Below are 16,656 nucleotides of genomic sequence, written 5' to 3'. Positions count from 1 at the left end.
CCTCGCGACACGCAACCAGGGCAAAGTGCGCGAGCTTCGTGCCCTGCTGGCCGAAGAGCCCGCGCTCGCCTACCTGGACCTGGACGCCGCAGTCGTCGACGCTGTCACAGCCGGGTGTGCAGAGATTCCAGAGACCGGCGTCACCTTCGAGGCGAACTCACTGCTGAAGGCCCGTGAGGTGGCTGCTCAGACCGGACTGCTTACCGTTGCGGATGATTCGGGGCTAGCCGTGGACGTGCTCGGCGGCGCACCCGGAATCTTTTCCGCGCGCTGGGCCGGGAGCAGGCTTCGGACGAGAACAATCGGCGCCTGCTGCTGCAGCAGCTTGCCGATGTGCCGCAGGCCCACCGCGCTGCAGCCTTCATATGCGTCGCATCCTCGTCACCCCTCCGGTGCTGAGCACACGGCAGAGGGCCGCCTGGAGGGTGAGCTGCTCACCGCCGAACGAGGCGATGGCGGATTCGGCTATGACCCCATCCTGCAGCCTGCCGGAGAGTCGCGCTCCGCGGCCGAGCTGTCCATGGAGGAGAAGAACGCGATCTCGCACCGCGGCAGAGCCTTCTCCGCGCTCGCCCCCGAATCGTGGAGGTTCTGGCGGGGGCGTGAGGGGCTGAACTTCACCGCCGTGGACTTTGAGACCGCCAACGGCTTTCGCGGCTCTCCGTGCGCCATCGGTCTGGTGCGGGTGCGGGACGGCGTCGAGGCCGAGACGCACTACACGCTGCTCAGACCGCCGGAGGGCTTCGACCGGTTCGATCCGAGGAATATCGGCATCCATGGGATCACCCCAGAGGCTGCCGCCTCCGCGCCCCGCTTCGGAGAGGCGTTCGACGAGGTGGCCGCATTCATCGGTGCGGACACGCTGGTGGCGCACAACGTCACGTTCGACCTCGAAGTCCTCGAGTCCGCTCTCGAAGTCTCCGGGATCGACGGACCGGGCCTCAGCGGACTCTGCTCGGTGCGCCTGGCCCGGGCCGTGTACCAGCTCCCCTCGCACGCCCTGCCGAAGGCGGCTGCCGAAGCGGGCTTCGACCTGAAGCATCATCACCACGCGCTCTGGGATGCCCGAGCCTCTGCTGCCATCGTGGTCGACATTGCACGTCGTCAGCAGACTCCGGATCCGCGCGCACTGTTCGGTGCCGCGAGCATCGAGCCTGAGGTGCTGGAGCCTTGGACGGCGCCGCGAGTGCGTGAGTCCCGGGCGACCCGGCAGATCCGCGGCTACGGTGACCTCTTCGATGCGACCGTCCCCTTAGGGGCAGGAGCTGCCCGATCTGATGCGCTGGCAGGAGGAGGGCCGGAACCTTCCGGCGAACCAGGACGCGGACCCGTCGCACCCGTTCTTCGGCGAGCATGTCAGCTTTACCGGGAACCTGGTGATTCCTCGCGGCGAAGCCAAGCAGCTGGTCGCCTACTGCGGAGGCACCACCTCCTCACGAGTGACAGGTTCCACCAGCATCCTTGTCATCGGCGACGGGTTCGACGAAGCAGACCTCGCCGCTGATCGGGACCCGCAGGGACCGCTGGGCTCCAATAAGGCCAAGGATGCGCTCAAGCGCAGGGAGACCGGACAGAGCATCCGGATGGTCTCCGAGCGGGGTTCCGACAGCTGGCCGGGGCGGCGTGGCCCTACGTGCCCTGAGCAGCCTGGCGCCACCGGCGGGCAAGGTCCTCGACGACGACGCTCAGCAGCTCGTGCCGGGACTGCTCCTCGGAAAGATCCTGCTCTGAGTGCTCTCCGGCGGTGACCTCTGCGACCCGCGACTGCGCGGCGGCAACGAGGTCAGGGTGACCGTGGGTCAGGCTGATGGCTTCCTGAGCCCATTTCTTCCGCGTCTCGACGCCCACATAGGAAACAGCCCGATCGGAACGGCTCGGGAGAGCACGGCCGTGTCGTATGCCTCCGGCTGGGCAGGGGAGCTGGGGTAGGCCATGTCCGCGGAGGCGAGCCCGCGCAGCGAACTCTCTGCGCTGCCGGGGACGAGCGGGCTTCCGCCACCTGCAGGATGAGCGCCAGAGCGTGGTCGGTGGGCCGCCGCGGGGCTGCGGGAGCCTTCGGGGAAGGACCCGGTGACGGCCCGGTGCCAGCGCAGACAGGCCAGCCACATCGCTGCCAGCGGGTCTGCCCCCGTTCCTTCGGCGGACCACTCGAGGACCTCAAGCAGTCCGTCGGCCAGGCAGAGGGTCAGCAGCGTCTCAGCATGGATCGGCTCATCCCGGCCGGGCAGCAGTGCGGTCATCTGCCCCTGGAACTGCGCGATCAGCTCCTCGTCGGTCAGCGTGTCTCTGTTCACCCGGACAGGGTATCCGCCGTCGAGCACGGACTCAGGTCCAGACCAGGTTCCAGGTGCCTGCCAGCAGCGACGCGGCAGTGGCCGCGGCCGCTATTCCCGCGCCTGCCAGCACCACGAGAGCATCCGTAGGCACCAGACGCGCTGGTCGTGCCCAGGTGCGCGGCCCGGCGCCGAAGCCCCGGGATTCCATGGTGATGGCCAAGCGTGTGGCTGTCCGGATCGCCTGGACCAGCAGCCCGAACGCTTGGGACAGGGTGCCGGAGACTCCCCTAGGAGGCCCTTCTTGGCACCGATGCCGCGGGCGCGACGCGCATGGCCCAGGGTGCTCCAATGCTCTGCCAGCAGCCCCATGAGCCGCATCGCAGCGAGTGCGCCCAGGACGAATCGCGCCGGTAGCTTCAGCTGCTGGGCCAGCGAGTCAGCCAGGTCGGTGGGATCGGTGGTGGAGAGGATGATGACGCTGGGCAGCACGATGGCGAAGGCTCGGAGCCCCAGGGCGACGCCGAGCAGCAACGAGCCGCTGCTGACTGTCGTGAAGCCCAGGTCCAGCAGCACCCGCCCAGATTCTTCACCGGCGATCGCGGTGCCCCATACGGCGATCACCGCCCCGACTGCAAAGGGCCAGATACGGCCGAGGAAGGCCAACGGACGGATTCCCGCCAGCCCGAGCATCACAAAGCTGGCCGCTGCGACCACAGCCGCCGAGACCGCATCGATGGTCGCCACCAGGGCCAACGTGATGAGAGCAAGTGCTGCCAGCTTCGCAAGAGGGCTGCGTCGGCCCAGCCACGAGGCGTTCCGCACGGAGCCCAGCCCGGGAAGCTCCGTGGTCCCCGTTCGGATGAGGGCAGTTCCGCAGGGCGGCTGCGGAACTGCCCGACGTCGACAGTCTCAGCGTCGAGGGCCTCCAGGAACGCGGCGTCGTGCGTGACCGCCAGCACAGCCCCGCCCGCGGCGAGGTGCTCACGCAGCAGGTCGACGATCTCCGCAAAGGTGTGGGCGTCCTGCCCGAACGTCGGCTCGTCGAGCAGCAGCACCTGCGGACCGGAGGCCAAGGCGGTGCCTACGGAGAGCCTGCGCTTCTCGCCCCCGAGAGGCTGAACGGGTTGGCGTCGGCGAGCTGCTCCAGCCGCAGGCGGTGCAGCAGCTGGGCCACTCGTGACTCGACATCCGTCTCAGCGAACTGCGGCTTACCGTCGACGGTGCGCGCCTTCTCCGCGGAGAGCCTCAGCTCTTCGGCCACAGTGGGTTTCACGAACTGGTGCTCAGGCTCCTGAAAAACCATCCCGATACGACTGATCAGCTGTGCCGGATTCCACGCATGCGGGTCCGGGGTGAGCGTGCTTAAGCGTGCGGAGGCAGCAGGCCCGCCAGTGACAGCAGCAGGGTGGATTTGCCAGCTCCGTTCGGCCCCGTGATGCCCACCGCCCGGCCAGCGCTCAGGGTGAGGTTCACCCCGGTGAGCACCGGGGCAGGGCAGTGACGTCGCCGCCACCCTCTGCGCGGACTGTGCCGTGAGACGGCCAGCCCCTCGGCCCGGAGCACGACATCGCTGCCCTGCACTCCCGACTGCTGAGCACGTCCAGCTAAGCGCGGAGATCCCCTCGGCGTCACCAGGGGCTGACCGTGGCGATCGGTCCCACCCTGGGACCCAGAGGCCCGCCTCGGCGAGCTCCGTTCGCAGGGCACCGTCTGTGCTGAGAGTCGACGAGGGCGCTCGCCTACTCACTCCGCTTCCTGGGGTGAGCACGACCAGCGTGTCCATGTGCTCGGCCCAGCGGGCCAGCCGGTGCTCGACGACGACGAGGGTGGCGCCGGTGCGTCCGGCGGCGGCGATCACCGCGTCGCGGACCTTGTCGGCACCCTCAGGGTCGAGGTTGGCGGTGGGTTCGTCGAGCAGCAGCAGACCCGGGCGCATCGCGAGGATGCTTAAGCCAGTGCGAGCCGCTGCTTCTGACCGCCGGAGAGCTGAGCGGTGGGATGGTCACGGGGAGGTGACCGAGCCCCACGGCCCGCAGCGCTTCGGCGACACGGTCCGGAATCTCGTCCCGGGGAACGGCGAGGTTCTCCGGGCCGAAGGCGACGTCGTCGCTGAGGCGGGAGAGCACGACGGCGGCCGCCGGGTCCTGCTGCATGAGCCCGGCCCGGCCGCGTGCCTCCTCGGGGCGTGCGCCGTCGATGAGCAGATCACCCTGGGCTTCGGCGCCCTGGTCCTGCAGAACACCGGCGAGTCCGTGCAGCAGAGTGGATTTGCCTGCTCCGGAGGGTCCTGCGATGAGGACCTTCTCGCCGGGTCGGATTTGCAGGTCCAGACCTGCGACCGCTGGGGAGTCCCGGTCGGGATGGTGCCATGTCCAACCCCGGGCAAGAACCTGTGCTCCAGCTGAGGGAGCTTGCGGCGTCGTGGTGCGGGTGCTCGGCCGGACGGCCGCCGGATCAGAGGGCACGGCGGGGGCTTGTTCGGCCCAGCGGAGATTCGCGGTGCGCCTTCCTCGAGGCCATCGGTCCCAGAACACCGGTGGCGGCGAGCGCCCGGGTGCCCAGCCAGGGAGAAGCCCGGCGACGATGGCCCCGGACAGCATGAAGCAGCCGATGTGGATGGCCGTCTCCAGGGGTGCGTAGGCGTACATGGGCACGATCCAGTGGTAGGTGATGCCGCCGGTGAGCCCGGAGGCGGCCCCGCCGAGGAGTGCGATCTCGATGCTGAAGCGCCGGTACATGACGGCCAGGAAGATGAGCTCGGCCCCGAGCCCCTGCATGAACCCGGAGGAGAGCACGGTGAGGCCCCATTGGGAGCCCAGGAGGGCGGAGACGGCGGCGGCGACCATCTCACAGTAGATCGCCGCACCGGGTTTGCGAATGATGAGAGCGCCGAGGACGGCGGGGAAGAGCCACATGCCGTGGACAAGCGTCTCCACCGGCGGATAGAAGGCGAAGAGGCTGCCCACGAAGTGGTAGCTGAGGTTCCAGCCCCAGAAGATGACCCCGGAGGCGACGGCGAGTGTGGACGCCACCACGATGTCGGAGACGCTCCAGCGCATGGAGCGGCGTGCGGATGCGGACCGTGCAGATGCGCGTGAGAGCGCTGAAGAAGAGTTCATAGCGACTTCCTTCGCAGGTTCTAGCCTGATCAGGTTCAAGGGTCTGGGCCTCAAGCCCACTCTCAGCGACTGGCCGGTGATCGGCGGCCGCTCCCTGTCGGACAGAGTTCGGTATTCAGTTGTCACCGCCTAAGCGGTGGTGGGCGTCACATTAGCACGGGGCTGCGCGCACGTGGCTGTCCGTTCGCACCGGTAGGTTTGGCCTATGCGCTTCCTGCACACCTCCGATTGGCATCTTGGGCGTGGCTTCCACGGCTTCAGCCTGCGCACTGAGCAGGAGCAGCTGTGTGAGGCCGTGTGCGCCGACGTGAGGGAGCAGAACATCGATGCCGTGCTGATCGCCGGCGATGTCTATGACCGGGCGCTGCCGCCGGAGTGGGCCGTGGAGCTGCTGGAGAGAACCCTCGGGCGGCTCGTGGAGCTGGGTGCGAAGGTCATCGTCACCTCCGGAAACCACGACTCGGCGGCCCGGCTGGGGTTCGGGCGAAGCCTGATGCGCAGCTCGGGGTGCACATCCGCAGCGCACTCGAAGACGCCTGGGTGCCCGTGGAGCTGGAGGACGAGCACGGCCCGGTGCTGGTCTACGGCATCCCCTACCTGGAGCCGCAGCTTCACGCCGCGGAGCTCGGCTGTGAGCGCGCCCACCACACTGCCGTGACCCGTGCCGTGGCCGAACGGATCCGGGTCGATCGTGCCGAGCGCAGCCCCCAGGCGCGCACCATTGTGATGGCGCACCTCTTCGCCGCCAAGGGCACGGCGTCCGCATCAGAGCGGAACATCGGTGCGGATGTCGCCGCGGGGAGCAGCCGGAGCACCACGAGGACACCGTCGGCGGGCTCTCGGTGGTCCCGCTGGAGATCTTCGACGATTTCGACTGGGCAGCCCTGGGCCACCTCCACGGACGGCAGGCCCTCACGGACACCGTCAGGTACTCCGGGTCTCCGATCCGCTACTCATTCTCCGAGGCGGAGCAGGAGAAGGAGCGTGGATCTACGACACTGCCGACGGAAGCACCGCGGCCCTTGACTGGAGCATCGGCCGCCCCCTCAAGCGCCTCTCCGGCACGATCGAGGAGATCCTCGGCGCGGAGACCCTGGAGCGGTGGTCCCACGCCTACGTGCAGGTGAAGCTCACTGATGATCAGCGGCCCGAGCAGGCCTTCCAGCGCGTCCAGGAGTCCTACCCATACCTAGCCAGCTTCAGCTATGCAGGGGCAGGTAGGCTCACCAGCGGGTCCACCTACTCGCAGAAGCTGCAGCAGGCCCGCACCGATGCTGAGGTGGTCGCAGGCTTCCTGGAGCATGTGCGCGGCCGGGGCCCCCATGAGGCTGAGCAGCAGCTGATCGCCGAAGCCCTCCAGGAGGTGCGCGCATGAAGCTTCACGCCATGACTCTGTGCGCCTTCGGGCCGTTCCCGGAACTGAGGCCGTGGACTTCGATCAGCTCAGCGCCGAGGGTCTGTTCCTGCTGCGCGGCCGCACCGGCTCCGGGAAGACGTCGGTGCTCGACGCCGTGACATTTGCCCTCTACGGGAATGTAGCAGGGCTGAGAGACCATAACCTTCTCAAGTCACACCACGCGCCTGCTGAGCGAGCCCCTTTGTGGAACTGGAGTTCTCCGTCGGCGGACATCGCTATTGGGTGCGTCGGACACCCTCGTTCATCCGCGCGGGGCGCAAGACGATGGTCAACCCTACGCTCAGCCTGAAGCGATGGACGGGGACGGCTGGGACGTCGGAGTCTCAGGCATCAAAGCCGCTACTGCTGAACTCAGCGGCATCCTCCAGCTGAGCCTGAAGCAGTTCACCAAAGTGATCCTGCTTCCTCAGGAGACTTCGCTGACTTTCTGCACGCCAAGAGCGCCGATAAGCAGGCGCTCCTCGAACAGCTCTTCGACACCTTCCGGTTCCGACGCCTGGAGGAGCGGCTCAACGACCAGGCCAAGGAGGCCAGGGCCCGCAGCGAACGTATCGAAGCCCAGATCGAGCAGCTCACCGCCCGCCTGCGCAGCGACACCGCCACACTTCTGATGCCCCCGCCGAGGAGGGCGCAGGGACGGAGGAGGCCGACCTTGACGGTGCACCTCCAGAGCAGCTCGGGAGCTCGTCACCGCCCAGGCGGAGCAGCGCCGCGGTTACTCACCGGGCGCCTCGAGGCTGCCCGGGACGCCGCAGAGAAGGCCCGAGCCCTGGCGGAGGAGCTCTCCGCGCGCCGACGGGAGCTGCACCGCTGGGCAGAGCACCAGGACGCGCGGCGGACGTATGCCGCCGCCTCCGACCAGGCAGATAGGGACCGGGCCCGCTGCGCCCGCCATGAACAGGCCCGCACCGTGGAGAAGTGGTTCCGGAGGCGACCAGGGCTCAGGAGCGTCACCAGCAGGCCGCCCACCACGCGAAGGCGGCGGCGCAGAGAGCCTCCGACGCTCTCAGCGCCGGATGGTCGGGTGCCGTCGACAGCGATGCAGGAGCCCCTGCCGTCGTGGACCTCGGGGAACGCCCGATCACTCTGCCCTCCAACAGGCCGCTGAGACGCTGACGGGGCTGCGCACCCGGCTGGCGGAGGAGGAGGCCGAAGAGTTGGAAGCCCGTCACAGCCAGCAGCTCCGCAGCGCCGAACAGTCCGCGCTGACCGCGGCCCAGGCCCAGCAGAGCGCGGAGGAGCTCACCGCCAACGTGGACCAGCTGACGAAGAGCCGGCAGGAGCTGGCAGAACGGCGGCAGGACGAGGTCGCTCTCGACGCCGCTGCGGAGTCCGCCCGGGAGCGAGTGACCGACGCAGACTCCATCGTCCAGCTCATGGCACGACGCGACCGGGCCGCTGAGCAGCAGGAGCGCCGCCAGGCCGAAGCGGAGCGGGCCCATGAGCAGTACAGGGCCCAGGATGATGACTACCAGCGGGCAGTCAGCGCCTACCGGGGCGGCATGGCGGCCCAGCTCGCTTACTTACTCGAGCCCGGAGAGCCCTGTATGGTGTGCGGCTCTGTCGAGCACCCTGCCCCGCACGCCGCGGATGAGGAGGAGGGCGCCACTCTCGAGCAGGTCGACGAGGCCCAGCAGCGAATGACAGCTGCCCACCAGAAAGCAGTCGCCGCAGCAGCGGCGCACCGCACCGCTCAGCAGCAGTACGACGAGCTGCTCGAGGAGCTCGGCGGGGAGGCAGAGGACAGCGACGCGCACACCAGTGCACAGGAGGCTGCGCAGCGCCTCGAATCCGCACACCAGGAGCTCAGCCGGGCCCAGGAAGCCCGCCGCGAGCAGCAGCACATCGCCCGCGAGCTGGAAAGGTCCGCAGAGGAGCTCCACGCAGCCCAGCGCTACCACGTCCCTGGAGCATGAGCGTCAGAGCTCACAGGCGGAGGCCGAACGCGCCCGGACCGCTTCCGCCGAGCTCGAAGACCGGCTCGCCCGGCTCCGCGGGGACACCCCAGCGTCAGCGCCCGCCTCGAGGCCGTGAAGGAGCTGCAGGCCGCCGTCCAGCAGGCCATCGATGCCGTCAGCGCCGAGTCGGCTGCCGCCACTGCCGCCAGTACCGCCGCGCAGTCCGCCGAACGCGAGCTGGCCGAATCTGACTTCGCCGACTCGACCGACCTTCGGAGAGCCCAGCTGCCCGAGGAGGAGCTCACTCGGCTCCGCGGCGCGGTCAAGGAGCATGACGCTCAGGGGCAGCGGCTCGACTACGAAGCTGAGCAGCCCGAGGTGAAGGGCGGCCAGGCCCGCCAGTCCGCCGGCGAGCAGGCTCCCGACGCAGACGAGCTCCAGCAGGTCCAGCAGGCAGTCGTGCACGCGGAGGATCGTCTCGAGCAGGCGAGGGACGCACTCACCACCTTCGACGCCCGGCGCGAATCAGTGACCGGGTGCATCGCGTCCCTGAACGAGAGCCTTCAGGCCAAAGCCGACCAGGCCGAGGAGCAGACCCGCCTCCTGGCTCTGGCAGAGACCCTCAACGGCCGTGGGCACGACAACCCCATGCGGATGACCCTCACCACATTCGTCCTGGCCGCCAAGCTCGAAGAGGTCGCGCAGGCGGCCTCACGCCATCTCAGGGCGATGTCCGAGGGCCGATACCAGCTGCTGCACCAGGACACCGGGTCAGGGGAGCAAACAGGGCCTGGACCTGCAGGTCCATGACGAGCACTCTGATGAGCGCTTACCAGCCTCCTCACTCTCGGGCGGAGAGACGTTCATGGCGTCCCTGGCGATGGCGCTGGGCCTCGCGGAGGTCGTCCAGGCTGAGGCGGGGGAGTGGAGATGGAGTCGCTGTTCATCGACGAAGGCTTCGGCTCCCTCGACGAACAGACCCTCGACGCGGTGATGGTCGCCCTCACGAGTCTGCAGGGCGAGTAGGCGGGTGGGAGTGGTCAGTCACGTGGCCGAAATGCACACTCAGATACCTTCGCAGCTGGTCGTCCGTGCCTCTCGAGTCGGTTCGACTCTGACGATGAGAGTTCCTGGGTGAGGTCACCATGAGCATGCATTCGAGTGCAGGGCAGCGGCTGCTGCGCGCTTCTTGTCATGTTCCTGCTGTGCTCCTTGTGCCCGGACTTCTGGCGGCGCTCCTTCCGCGGGGAGCAGCTCCTCGCCGTCGCCTCGGCCCTCTTCGCTCTGGGAGGGTGTTTGCGGCGATCGGCCTGCGCGCGACGCTGAGCAGGTACGCTCATCCGCGCAGCATCCTGCTGAGCAGCAGCGTCCTTCACGCCGGCGTGCTCATCCTCCTGCTGAGGGCCTCGGAGTTCGCCTCCCGTCACCTGGCTCCGGATGCGACGGCCGCCGCACTGGTGATGGGGCTCGCCCTTGTGGGAGGGCTCACTGCCCCGATCCTGCCGGGAGCTTCCCGGCATGCGCGGCTGAACAGGCTGACCGTCGTCATCGCCGCTGTGCTGGCTGCCGTCTGGCTGCTCGCCGCCTCTTCCGGCGGCATGCTCATCGCCTCGGCAGTGATATGCGCCGCCGTGGTGCCGCTGACAGCCATGAAGCTGCCCGAGACTGCATTCAGGCAGCCATACGCCGAACCCGAGGACGGCGGAGCTATGCCTGATCCTCGAGAAAGCGGCTGACGACGCCCTTGTAGCCTCCGGCGGTCAGCACATTGACGTGGTTCCTGCCGAGAATCTCTTCGAAGCGGGCGGGAGCCCCATCTGCTGCACCCAGTCCGCCAGCTGAGGCGCTTCGACCGCTGTGGGATCCTTGCTTCCCGCGACGACCAGGGTCGGAACGCGCGGCACCGTGCTGGCTGGGGCGAACTCCTCCTCTGAGAGAGCCAGGCGCAGCTCCACAGCGTGAGGAAGGTTCTGGTCAGGGATCGCCGCAGCATGGGTGATGAAGCGTCGAGTGTGCTCGTCGGCCGGTTCGGGCCCCCTCGTGCCCAGGCTCTGGCCTGGTCGGCCTCCACCCGGTACGGCTTGGGCGAGACCGGAGATCCGCCCATGACCAAGGACGACACCGATGCTTCTGCTTCGTGCGCGAGCGCCCAGCAGACGCGGGACCCCAATGAATAGCCGTGCACGGCAGCGCGACCCCGTGCTGGGTGATCACCTGGTGCAGGTCGTCGACGAGGTCCCCGGTGCGCATTCCGGCCGGATCAGTGCTCTTGGCGTCGCCATGGCCCGGCATGTCGATGGAGATGATGCTCCGGCCCAGGTCGGCCATAGGGTCCAGCCACCCGGTCTTCACCCAGTTGAACAGAGTGTTGGATCCGTAGCCGTGGACCAGGAGCACCGGGTCGCTGAGCGGCCTGGGGTGCTCCCACACGTGTGCCGCGGCACCGAGGTCCGTGGTGAAGGACCTGGGGCCGGGTAGCGCAGTCGGCCCACTCAGCCGTTGAGGCGGAGTGTCTCAGCGGTGCTGCTGCTGATCTCCTCCAACAGCTGCGGCTCCTCATTCAGCAGTCTTCCGTAGGAGGGGACCATCGCTTCGAGCTTAGGCCTCCACGCATCCACGAGCCCGCCGAAGCAGCGCTCCAGCAGACGCAGCATGATGCTGGGGGCGGTTGAGGCCCCGGGTGAGGCGCCGAGAAGCCCGGCAATGGACCCGTCGCCGGAGGCGATGAGCTCGGTGCCGAACTGCAGAACGGCTTTCCCCTCGTCGTTCCTCTTCATCACCTGAACGCGCTGCCCTGCGGTGATCATGTCCCACGAGTCCGGACCGGCGTTGGGGACGAACCTGTAGAGCTCCTCCATCTTCTGCCGCTGCGACTTGGCGACCTCCTTGAGCAGGAAGGTCACAAGGTCCCGGTTGTCCTTGGCCACGCCCAGTTGGGTGAGGATGTTGTGGGGCCGCACAGACAGCGGCAGGTCCAGGAACGAGCCGGACTTCATGAAATTGGGGAGAAGCGGCGTAGGGGCCGAACATCAGCGACCGCCCGCCGTCGACGAAACGAGTGTCGAGGTGGGGCACAGACATCGGAGGTGCGCCGACGGAGGCCAGCCCGTAGACCTTGGCGTGGTGCCTCTCCGCGATGGACTGGTCTGTGGTCTTCAGGAACTTGCCCGACACGGGAAGCCGCCGAAGCCCTTGATCTCGTCGATCCCGGACCCCTGGAGCAGGCTGAGGGCCCCGCCGCCTGCCCCGACGAAGACGAACCGTGCTGATGCCTTGAGCTTCTTGCCTGTGGAGAGGTCCTTGAGAGAGACGACCCATCGCCCGTCGCGAGCGCGGGAGAGGCCGGTGACGTCGTGGCCGTACCGAATGTCTGCGCCGGACTTCTGGAGGTGAGCTGCAAGCTGCCGGGTCTGCGAGCCGAAGTCGACGTCGGTGCCGTCGTGGAACTTCGACGCGGCCACACGCTGCTGCGCGTCACGGCCTTCGGTGAGCAGAGGCGCCCATTCGCCGATCGTCGCCTGGTCCTCGGTGTGCTCAATGTGCGAGAACAGCGGCTCGGACTTCATCGCCTCGTATCGGACCTTGAGGTACTCCGCGTTCTTGTCGCCCCAGACGAAGCTGATGTGCGGCAGAGCGTTGATGAAGGTGCGGGGTCCTCGAGCGTGCCGTTCTGCACCCAGTGGGACCACAGCTGCCGGGACACGTGGAACTGCTCGTTGATGCCTTTGGCCTTGGCCGTCGACACCGAGCCGTCCTTGCCCTGAGGCGTATAGTTCAGCTCGCACAGAGCGGCGTGGCCTGTGCTTGGCGTTGTTCCACGGGTCCGAGGACTCCTGGCCGCCCCTTCGAGCTTCTCGAAGAGCCCGATGGACCAGTGAGGCTCCAGCTCGCTGAGCAGGCTGCCGAGCGTGGTGGACATGATTCCCGCGCCGATGAGGATGACGTCGTATCGGTTCTCAGGGCCTGAAGCCTCCGGCGTCGCTGCCGACTGGTTCACAGTGCTCCCTTTGCTCGTTGTCTGTGTGATCCGTGGGAAGTGATCAGTGTTTCGTCGCCTCGACCTTACCTGAGATTCGGCGGGCTCCAGATTCAGCGTTCGCCTGCGAGCGCGATGTCTCGCGAACTGCTCGTTGAGCACCGGAGACATGGGGTAGTCGCTCACGCGACGGCCCAGGGCGAGCCCCGAGATGGGGTAGGCCAGCGGCACCGCCGGCAGGTCTTCGGCCAGGACGACGGCGAGCTCGCGGTAGAGCTCCGCGCGCGCCTCATCGTCCTGCTCGCCGCGGGCCTGGGCCATCAGCTCCCAGACCTCCTCCGAGTCGTAGTTGAACTCCCGGTTGGGCATCCCCAGGCCGTTCTGCCCGAACAGGGGGCCGAAGAAGCTGTGTGGTGAGCGGAACCCTCCATTGCGCCCCATGAGGTGGAGGGCCCGCTCATCGTCGGCGAGCATCTCTTCGATGTAGCCGTCGTCCCAGCGCACGGGGCGGGGCTCGATGACCAGGCCCACATCCGTCAGATCGCGTGCCAGGGACGCGTAGACAGCTTCGGGACGCGGGAGCCAGCTGCGGGTCGTCGCCATGGGGTAGTAGAACCGCAGCGGCTCACCCTCGTACCCGGCCTCTTCGAGCAGTTCGGCGGCTGCTGTGGGGCTTCGGTCGTAGCGCGGGGCGGCGTCGGAGTGGACTCCGAGCGCGGGCGGAGTGAATTGGAAGGCAGGCCGGGAGCCTTCGAGGAGGATCGCTTCGCTGAGGGCACTTCGGCGGACGGAGCGGGCAATCGCTTCCCGGACCTCAGGACGCCCCATGATGGGGTGCTCCAGGTTCATGCCCAGGTAGAGGATGGAGAAGGGGTCGCGCTGCAGGATGAGGCGGCCTGCCTGGACCAATGGCCGGAGGTTGTCGGCGGTGATGTGGTCGTACACATCGATCCGGCCGCGGTTGAGCTCTCGGAGTCTGTCGAACGATTTGCCCAGCGCTCTCACGGTGACCGAGGTGGCACCTGCAGCGTCGCCCCAGTGGTCTTCGAACGCGGTCAGCCTCAGGCTTCGGCCGTCCTCGCTGCGTCCGACCAGCTGATAGCAGCCGGTGCCGATGGGATTTCTGGAGACCAGACCCGGATCGGATTCGGAGAGGACGGTCTCCGAGGCGATCCCGAAGGCTTACTGGGTCAGGGCCTGGAGCAGATACACCACCGGCTCAGTGAGGGTGAGCACCAGAGTGAGCTCATCCTCTGCTTCGACCGACTCCAGTACGCAGCTGTCCTCCTCGGCGAAGCCGCCGAATGCCGTCGGGAAGGCCAGGGGAGTGGAGGCAGAGACTGCTCCGAATCCGTAGAGGTAGTCCAGCCTGCCCCATCGCCGGATGTTGGCGGCGACCACGTCGGCCGTGAGCTCGGTCCCGTCGTGGAAGGTCACGCCTTCGCGGAGCCGAAAGTGTAGACCAGGCCGTCGCGGCTGGTCTCCCACTCTTCGGCGAGAAGCGGTGCCACACCGCCGGTGTCCTGGTTGATGCCCACCAAGGGTTCGAAGATCTGCTTAAGCAGATCCGCTCCGTCTCGGAGTCGACAGCCAGCCCTGGGTCCAGGGAGCCCGCAGGGGAGACCGCGCCGATGATGAGCTCGCCCCGGGAGGGAGGCCGGTCACCTTCATTCTGCGAAGCGGACGAATCGTCGGCCGGGCTTAGCCATGGCAGGGAGCGCGGAGGACGCGAACGCCGCCGCGGCGCCTCCTAGGTAAGCTGCGCCGAGGAATCGGCGCCTGTCCAGCTGAACCATCTCCGCCCCGTCTCCGCATGAATGGCGAACGCCGTGAACACCGGTCCTGTTCACGCTCAGCTTCGCCGTCTGTGCAGTGCGCAAGCATATCGCCTGTGCCTTCAGGCCCGACGCATCTCCGCAGAGTCGGGGTGAAGCATTCGGGACAGCCGTGGCAGTGCAGCTCAGCCTGACACGTCGAGCTGCGAGGTCAGCGGCCGCGGGTCTGCTCATGGCTCCATCGGTCGGGCTGGTCCTCGAGCGCCTTGCGGTCCCACTGCCCCGCTCAGCGGCGGCCTCATAGGTGCTGTGCAGGAACCGGCGAAGCGTGTCCGCCGGGTCATCGGTCCTGCGAACGGTCTCGTAGGGCAGACGAAACTCTCCGCCCTCGACGCTGTAGGAGGCGTCGGCGGGCGCCACCGGGAACTCGGAGAAGCCCGCCGGTTCGGGGTACGCGTAGGCGTAGAACGCGCCTTCTTCCCCACCGCCGGGCCAGAACCCGCAGCTGCTCAGCTCGTGGGAGTATCCCTCCACCATGACCCAGTCGCCGCAGTTCGGGGCACCGCCCGGATGCGGCGGGGCGGTGCGGCCGGAGAATCGTGTGCAGGCGAGGTCCATCGAGCCCCAGAAGAAGTGCACGGGGCTGACTTTGCCCACGAAGTGGGAGCGGAATTCGCCCATAGCCCTGTCCGCCAGGAGCAGCTGGCGCCAGAACAGCCGTGCCGAGACGCCGTCGTAGGAGGCGTGCTCGTAGTCCTCTGCGAAGGGAATCGCCGGATCGACCTCATTGGGCTGTGACTGGATTCGCGCTTCGATGCCGAGGTCGGTGAGGGCCGCCATCGTCTCCGAATAGAAGATCGCCACAGGTTTGGGCTCGAGCGCCACGGTCCGCACCGACCCCTCGCTGGTACGGATGACCAGCTGGTGGTCGATGAAGTCGAATTCCATGTCGAATGCTCCACGAGGGTGCGGAATCATCGACGTGGTCAGGCCTCTGGGGCTGACGTACAGGGTGACCTGCCACCAGTGGTTGAGCAGGGTGCGTGGACCAGTCGAATCTTGCCCACGATCTGAGTCCACATGTGCAGCGTGCTCCGGGTCTCTGCCCAGTCCTCAACTCGCAGACGCGGCCATGCCTGTCCTGCGGTTCCATGGTGCTCAGCCACGGTCAGCAGCCCGGATCTCATCGACGTGGACTCCGTGGGCGCGCAGGCCGTCGAGTCGCGGGCACTCTTCGCCGCGGGCGGCGCTCACACGCGTGACCGTCGCTCACTCGGGATCATCGGATGCTGGTCCTTTCCCATGAGAGTCGCCGAACCGCCTGGGTGGCGACGCCGTCGTCGGAGTCCCGCCCCTGCCTATAGATAGCTAGGGCTCTCACACAACAGATTAGGCCTGCTCCGCACCCGCGTCCAGGCCTTGATTGAGAGGGTCTGCTCCCAGATTCTGGTCCGGCGAGTCCCTCTGAATTCGGCAAGAATTGCCGAAGACGGTGCAGAAGCACCAGTTTCGAGATGAGAGGGAGAGGATCTTCCTCCACGGTGTGGTGGATGATCAGTTCGCAGGGCTGGGCGTAGGCAGCTTGCCTGTGCGCGAGGGGGACTTGAACCCCACGTCAAAAGACACTGGAACCTAAATCCAGCGCGTCTGCCAATTCCGCCACTCGCGCGTACCGTCGTGCGTGAGCACAACGGCCTTCCAGTCTAGCTGTCCAGGCCGAGCGTCTTCCGCAGACGTGCGACGTGGCCGGTGGCCTTCACGTTGTAGAGCGCATGCGAGACGCTCCCAGATTCATCGATCACGACGGTGGACCGGATGAGCCCTTCGGTCACTTTGCCGTAGTTCTTCTTCTCTCCCCATGCTCCGTACGATTCGGCGACGGCGTGGTCCTCGTCGGAGAGAAGGGGAACTGCAGCTCCTGGTCTGCGGCGAACTTCTCCAGTGCGGGCACTCCGTCCGGGGACACGCCGAGCACCTTATAGCCTGCGCCCTGAAGGGAGGCCAGGAGTCTCGGAAGTCACAGGCCTGGGTGGTGCACCCGGGCGTCGAAGCTTTGGGGTAGAAGTACACGACGACCTTCTCGCCGCGCAGCTCCGAGAGGGTGACGGCGCTGCCGCCTGCTGAGGGCAGGGTGAAGTCTGGGGCGAGGTCCCCTGGTTCAAGCTGAGCAGTCATGGGGCTTCCTTTCGGCATGT

Annotated in this window: 16 protein-coding genes, 1 tRNA gene, 8 pseudogenes and 1 riboswitch; of the genes and pseudogenes, 8 read left to right on the top strand and 17 right to left on the bottom strand. The window is 67.5% G+C overall.

The features are described 5' to 3' along the window. Positions 1-25: 25 nt before the first annotated feature. Positions 26-1,504, top strand: coding sequence for an exonuclease domain-containing protein (locus K0H76_RS13915; RefSeq protein ID WP_258935421.1), 1,479 nt, complete (start codon positions 26-28; stop codon positions 1,502-1,504). 125 nt (positions 1,505-1,629) lie between these two features. Here K0H76_RS13915 and K0H76_RS13910 read toward each other — a convergent pair whose 3' ends face one another. From K0H76_RS13910 to K0H76_RS13870, 9 genes and pseudogenes are all read right to left on the bottom strand, one after another. After that, positions 1,630-1,848: a hypothetical protein gene (locus K0H76_RS13910; protein WP_258933373.1), complete on the bottom strand. Its 219-nt coding sequence runs from the start codon at positions 1,846-1,848 to the stop codon at positions 1,630-1,632. Continuing rightward, on the bottom strand, positions 1,800-2,294 hold the full coding sequence (locus tag K0H76_RS13905) for a hypothetical protein (protein ID WP_258933372.1): 495 nt from the start codon (positions 2,292-2,294) through the stop codon (positions 1,800-1,802). Before K0H76_RS13905 ends, K0H76_RS13910 begins: the two co-directional genes overlap by 49 nt. A 31-nt stretch (positions 2,295-2,325) precedes the next feature. Then, positions 2,326-3,080: pseudogene (locus K0H76_RS13900) on the bottom strand (energy-coupling factor transporter transmembrane protein EcfT). Beyond that, positions 2,966-3,349, bottom strand: a complete 384-nt coding sequence (locus K0H76_RS13895) for a hypothetical protein (protein ID WP_258933371.1) — start codon at positions 3,347-3,349, stop codon at positions 2,966-2,968. Before K0H76_RS13895 ends, K0H76_RS13900 begins: the two are co-directional and overlap by 115 nt. Before the next feature lie 8 nt (positions 3,350-3,357). Further along, positions 3,358-3,579 carry a hypothetical protein gene (locus tag K0H76_RS13890; protein WP_258933370.1) on the bottom strand — a complete coding sequence of 74 codons (222 nt, stop codon included), beginning with the start codon at positions 3,577-3,579 and terminating at the stop codon, positions 3,358-3,360. A 59-nt stretch (positions 3,580-3,638) separates the two neighbouring features. Beyond that, a complete protein-coding gene (locus K0H76_RS13885; protein WP_258935420.1) occupies positions 3,639-3,719 on the bottom strand; it encodes an ATP-binding cassette domain-containing protein in 81 nt (26 codons plus the stop codon). Positions 3,720-4,158: 439 nt separating this feature from the next. Beyond that, a pseudogene (locus K0H76_RS13880) lies at positions 4,159-4,265 on the bottom strand (ATP-binding cassette domain-containing protein); the annotation flags it as partial. 71 nt (positions 4,266-4,336) lie between these two features. After that, positions 4,337-4,615: pseudogene (locus K0H76_RS13875) on the bottom strand (ATP-binding cassette domain-containing protein); the annotation flags it as partial. Between the two features lie 115 nt (positions 4,616-4,730). After that, a pseudogene (locus K0H76_RS13870) lies at positions 4,731-5,395 on the bottom strand (ECF transporter S component). Further along, a riboswitch (TPP riboswitch) is annotated at positions 5,385-5,501 on the bottom strand. (Overlaps the previous pseudogene by 11 nt.) Before the next feature lie 99 nt (positions 5,502-5,600). Here K0H76_RS13870 and sbcD point away from each other — a divergent pair. Genes sbcD through K0H76_RS13855 form a run of 3 tightly spaced genes read left to right on the top strand, consistent with a single transcriptional unit; the run spans position 5,601 to position 6,770 of the window. Beyond that, positions 5,601-6,053, top strand: a complete 453-nt coding sequence (gene sbcD, locus K0H76_RS13865; protein ID WP_258933369.1) for an exonuclease subunit SbcD — start codon at positions 5,601-5,603, stop codon at positions 6,051-6,053. Beyond that, positions 5,942-6,421, top strand: coding sequence for a hypothetical protein (locus tag K0H76_RS13860; RefSeq protein ID WP_258935497.1), 480 nt, complete (start codon positions 5,942-5,944; stop codon positions 6,419-6,421). The genes sbcD and K0H76_RS13860 overlap by 112 nt, the downstream gene beginning before the upstream one ends. Then, on the top strand, positions 6,351-6,770 hold the full coding sequence (locus K0H76_RS13855; protein ID WP_258935419.1) for an exonuclease SbcCD subunit D C-terminal domain-containing protein: 420 nt from the start codon (positions 6,351-6,353) through the stop codon (positions 6,768-6,770). The genes K0H76_RS13860 and K0H76_RS13855 overlap by 71 nt, the downstream gene beginning before the upstream one ends. Positions 6,771-6,774: 4 nt before the next feature. On the opposite strand, the gene K0H76_RS13850 is transcribed toward K0H76_RS13855, so the two are convergent. Continuing rightward, positions 6,775-6,951, bottom strand: a complete 177-nt coding sequence (locus tag K0H76_RS13850) for a hypothetical protein (protein WP_258933368.1) — start codon at positions 6,949-6,951, stop codon at positions 6,775-6,777. A gap of 154 nt (positions 6,952-7,105) precedes the next feature. Here K0H76_RS13850 and K0H76_RS13845 point away from each other — a divergent pair, with 154 nt between their 5' ends. The 4 genes from K0H76_RS13845 to K0H76_RS13830 all read left to right on the top strand — a co-directional run bounded on the left by K0H76_RS13845 (position 7,106) and on the right by K0H76_RS13830 (position 10,446). Further along, the gene (locus K0H76_RS13845) at positions 7,106-7,423 is read left to right on the top strand and encodes a hypothetical protein (protein ID WP_258933367.1); all 318 of its coding nucleotides are present in this window, start codon (positions 7,106-7,108) and stop codon (positions 7,421-7,423) included. Positions 7,424-7,705: 282 nt separating this feature from the next. Next, a complete protein-coding gene (locus tag K0H76_RS13840) occupies positions 7,706-8,728 on the top strand; it encodes a hypothetical protein (RefSeq protein WP_258933366.1) in 1,023 nt (340 codons plus the stop codon). 114 nt (positions 8,729-8,842) lie between these two features. Then, positions 8,843-9,520: a hypothetical protein gene (locus K0H76_RS13835; protein ID WP_258933365.1), complete on the top strand. Its 678-nt coding sequence runs from the start codon at positions 8,843-8,845 to the stop codon at positions 9,518-9,520. Positions 9,521-9,855: 335 nt separating this feature from the next. Next, positions 9,856-10,446 carry a hypothetical protein gene (locus tag K0H76_RS13830; RefSeq protein ID WP_258933364.1) on the top strand — a complete coding sequence of 197 codons (591 nt, stop codon included), beginning with the start codon at positions 9,856-9,858 and terminating at the stop codon, positions 10,444-10,446. 24 nt (positions 10,447-10,470) lie between these two features. On the opposite strand, the gene K0H76_RS13825 is transcribed toward K0H76_RS13830, so the two are convergent. The 7 genes and pseudogenes from K0H76_RS13825 to bcp all read right to left on the bottom strand — a co-directional run bounded on the left by K0H76_RS13825 (position 10,471) and on the right by bcp (position 16,636). Continuing rightward, positions 10,471-10,665, bottom strand: coding sequence for a hypothetical protein (locus K0H76_RS13825; RefSeq protein ID WP_258933363.1), 195 nt, complete (start codon positions 10,663-10,665; stop codon positions 10,471-10,473). 19 nt (positions 10,666-10,684) lie between these two features. Continuing rightward, the gene (locus K0H76_RS13820; RefSeq protein ID WP_258933362.1) at positions 10,685-11,140 is read right to left on the bottom strand and encodes an alpha/beta hydrolase; all 456 of its coding nucleotides are present in this window, start codon (positions 11,138-11,140) and stop codon (positions 10,685-10,687) included. Between the two features lie 62 nt (positions 11,141-11,202). Then, positions 11,203-12,629: pseudogene (mqo, locus tag K0H76_RS13815) on the bottom strand (malate dehydrogenase (quinone)). 492 nt (positions 12,630-13,121) lie between these two features. Further along, a pseudogene (locus tag K0H76_RS13810) lies at positions 13,122-14,087 on the bottom strand (ABC transporter substrate-binding protein); the annotation flags it as partial. 266 nt (positions 14,088-14,353) lie between these two features. Continuing rightward, positions 14,354-15,543: pseudogene (locus K0H76_RS13805) on the bottom strand (DUF5996 family protein). Positions 15,544-16,050: 507 nt separating this feature from the next. Then, positions 16,051-16,130 (bottom strand) — tRNA-Leu (locus K0H76_RS13800). Between the two features lie 34 nt (positions 16,131-16,164). Continuing rightward, positions 16,165-16,636, bottom strand: a pseudogene (bcp, locus tag K0H76_RS13795) (thioredoxin-dependent thiol peroxidase). Between the last annotated feature and the right edge of the window lie 20 nt (positions 16,637-16,656).

It is taken from the genome of Nesterenkonia pannonica (assembly GCF_019575955.1).
Taxonomy (GTDB): domain Bacteria; phylum Actinomycetota; class Actinomycetes; order Actinomycetales; family Micrococcaceae; genus Nesterenkonia; species Nesterenkonia pannonica.
The sequence above is the reverse complement of the archived record's forward strand: the minus strand, read 5'-3'. Positions and strand labels throughout refer to the sequence as shown.

What these genes read in the sequence shown, in the direction of transcription:
- K0H76_RS13840 (WP_258933366.1), top strand. Translation starts at nt 7,706, where the DNA reads ATGAACAGGCCCGCACCGTGGAGAAGTGGTTCCGGAGGCGACCAGGGC.
- sbcD (WP_258933369.1), top strand. Translation starts at nt 5,601, where the DNA reads ATGCGCTTCCTGCACACCTCCGATTGGCATCTTGGGCGTGGCTTCCAC.
- K0H76_RS13890 (WP_258933370.1), bottom strand. Translation starts at nt 3,579, where the DNA reads ATGGTTTTTCAGGAGCCTGAGCACCAGTTCGTGAAACCCACTGTGGCC.
- K0H76_RS13850 (WP_258933368.1), bottom strand. Translation starts at nt 6,951, where the DNA reads ATGGTCTCTCAGCCCTGCTACATTCCCGTAGAGGGCAAATGTCACGGC.
- K0H76_RS13830 (WP_258933364.1), top strand. Translation starts at nt 9,856, where the DNA reads ATGAGCATGCATTCGAGTGCAGGGCAGCGGCTGCTGCGCGCTTCTTGT.
- K0H76_RS13845 (WP_258933367.1), top strand. Translation starts at nt 7,106, where the DNA reads ATGGACGGGGACGGCTGGGACGTCGGAGTCTCAGGCATCAAAGCCGCT.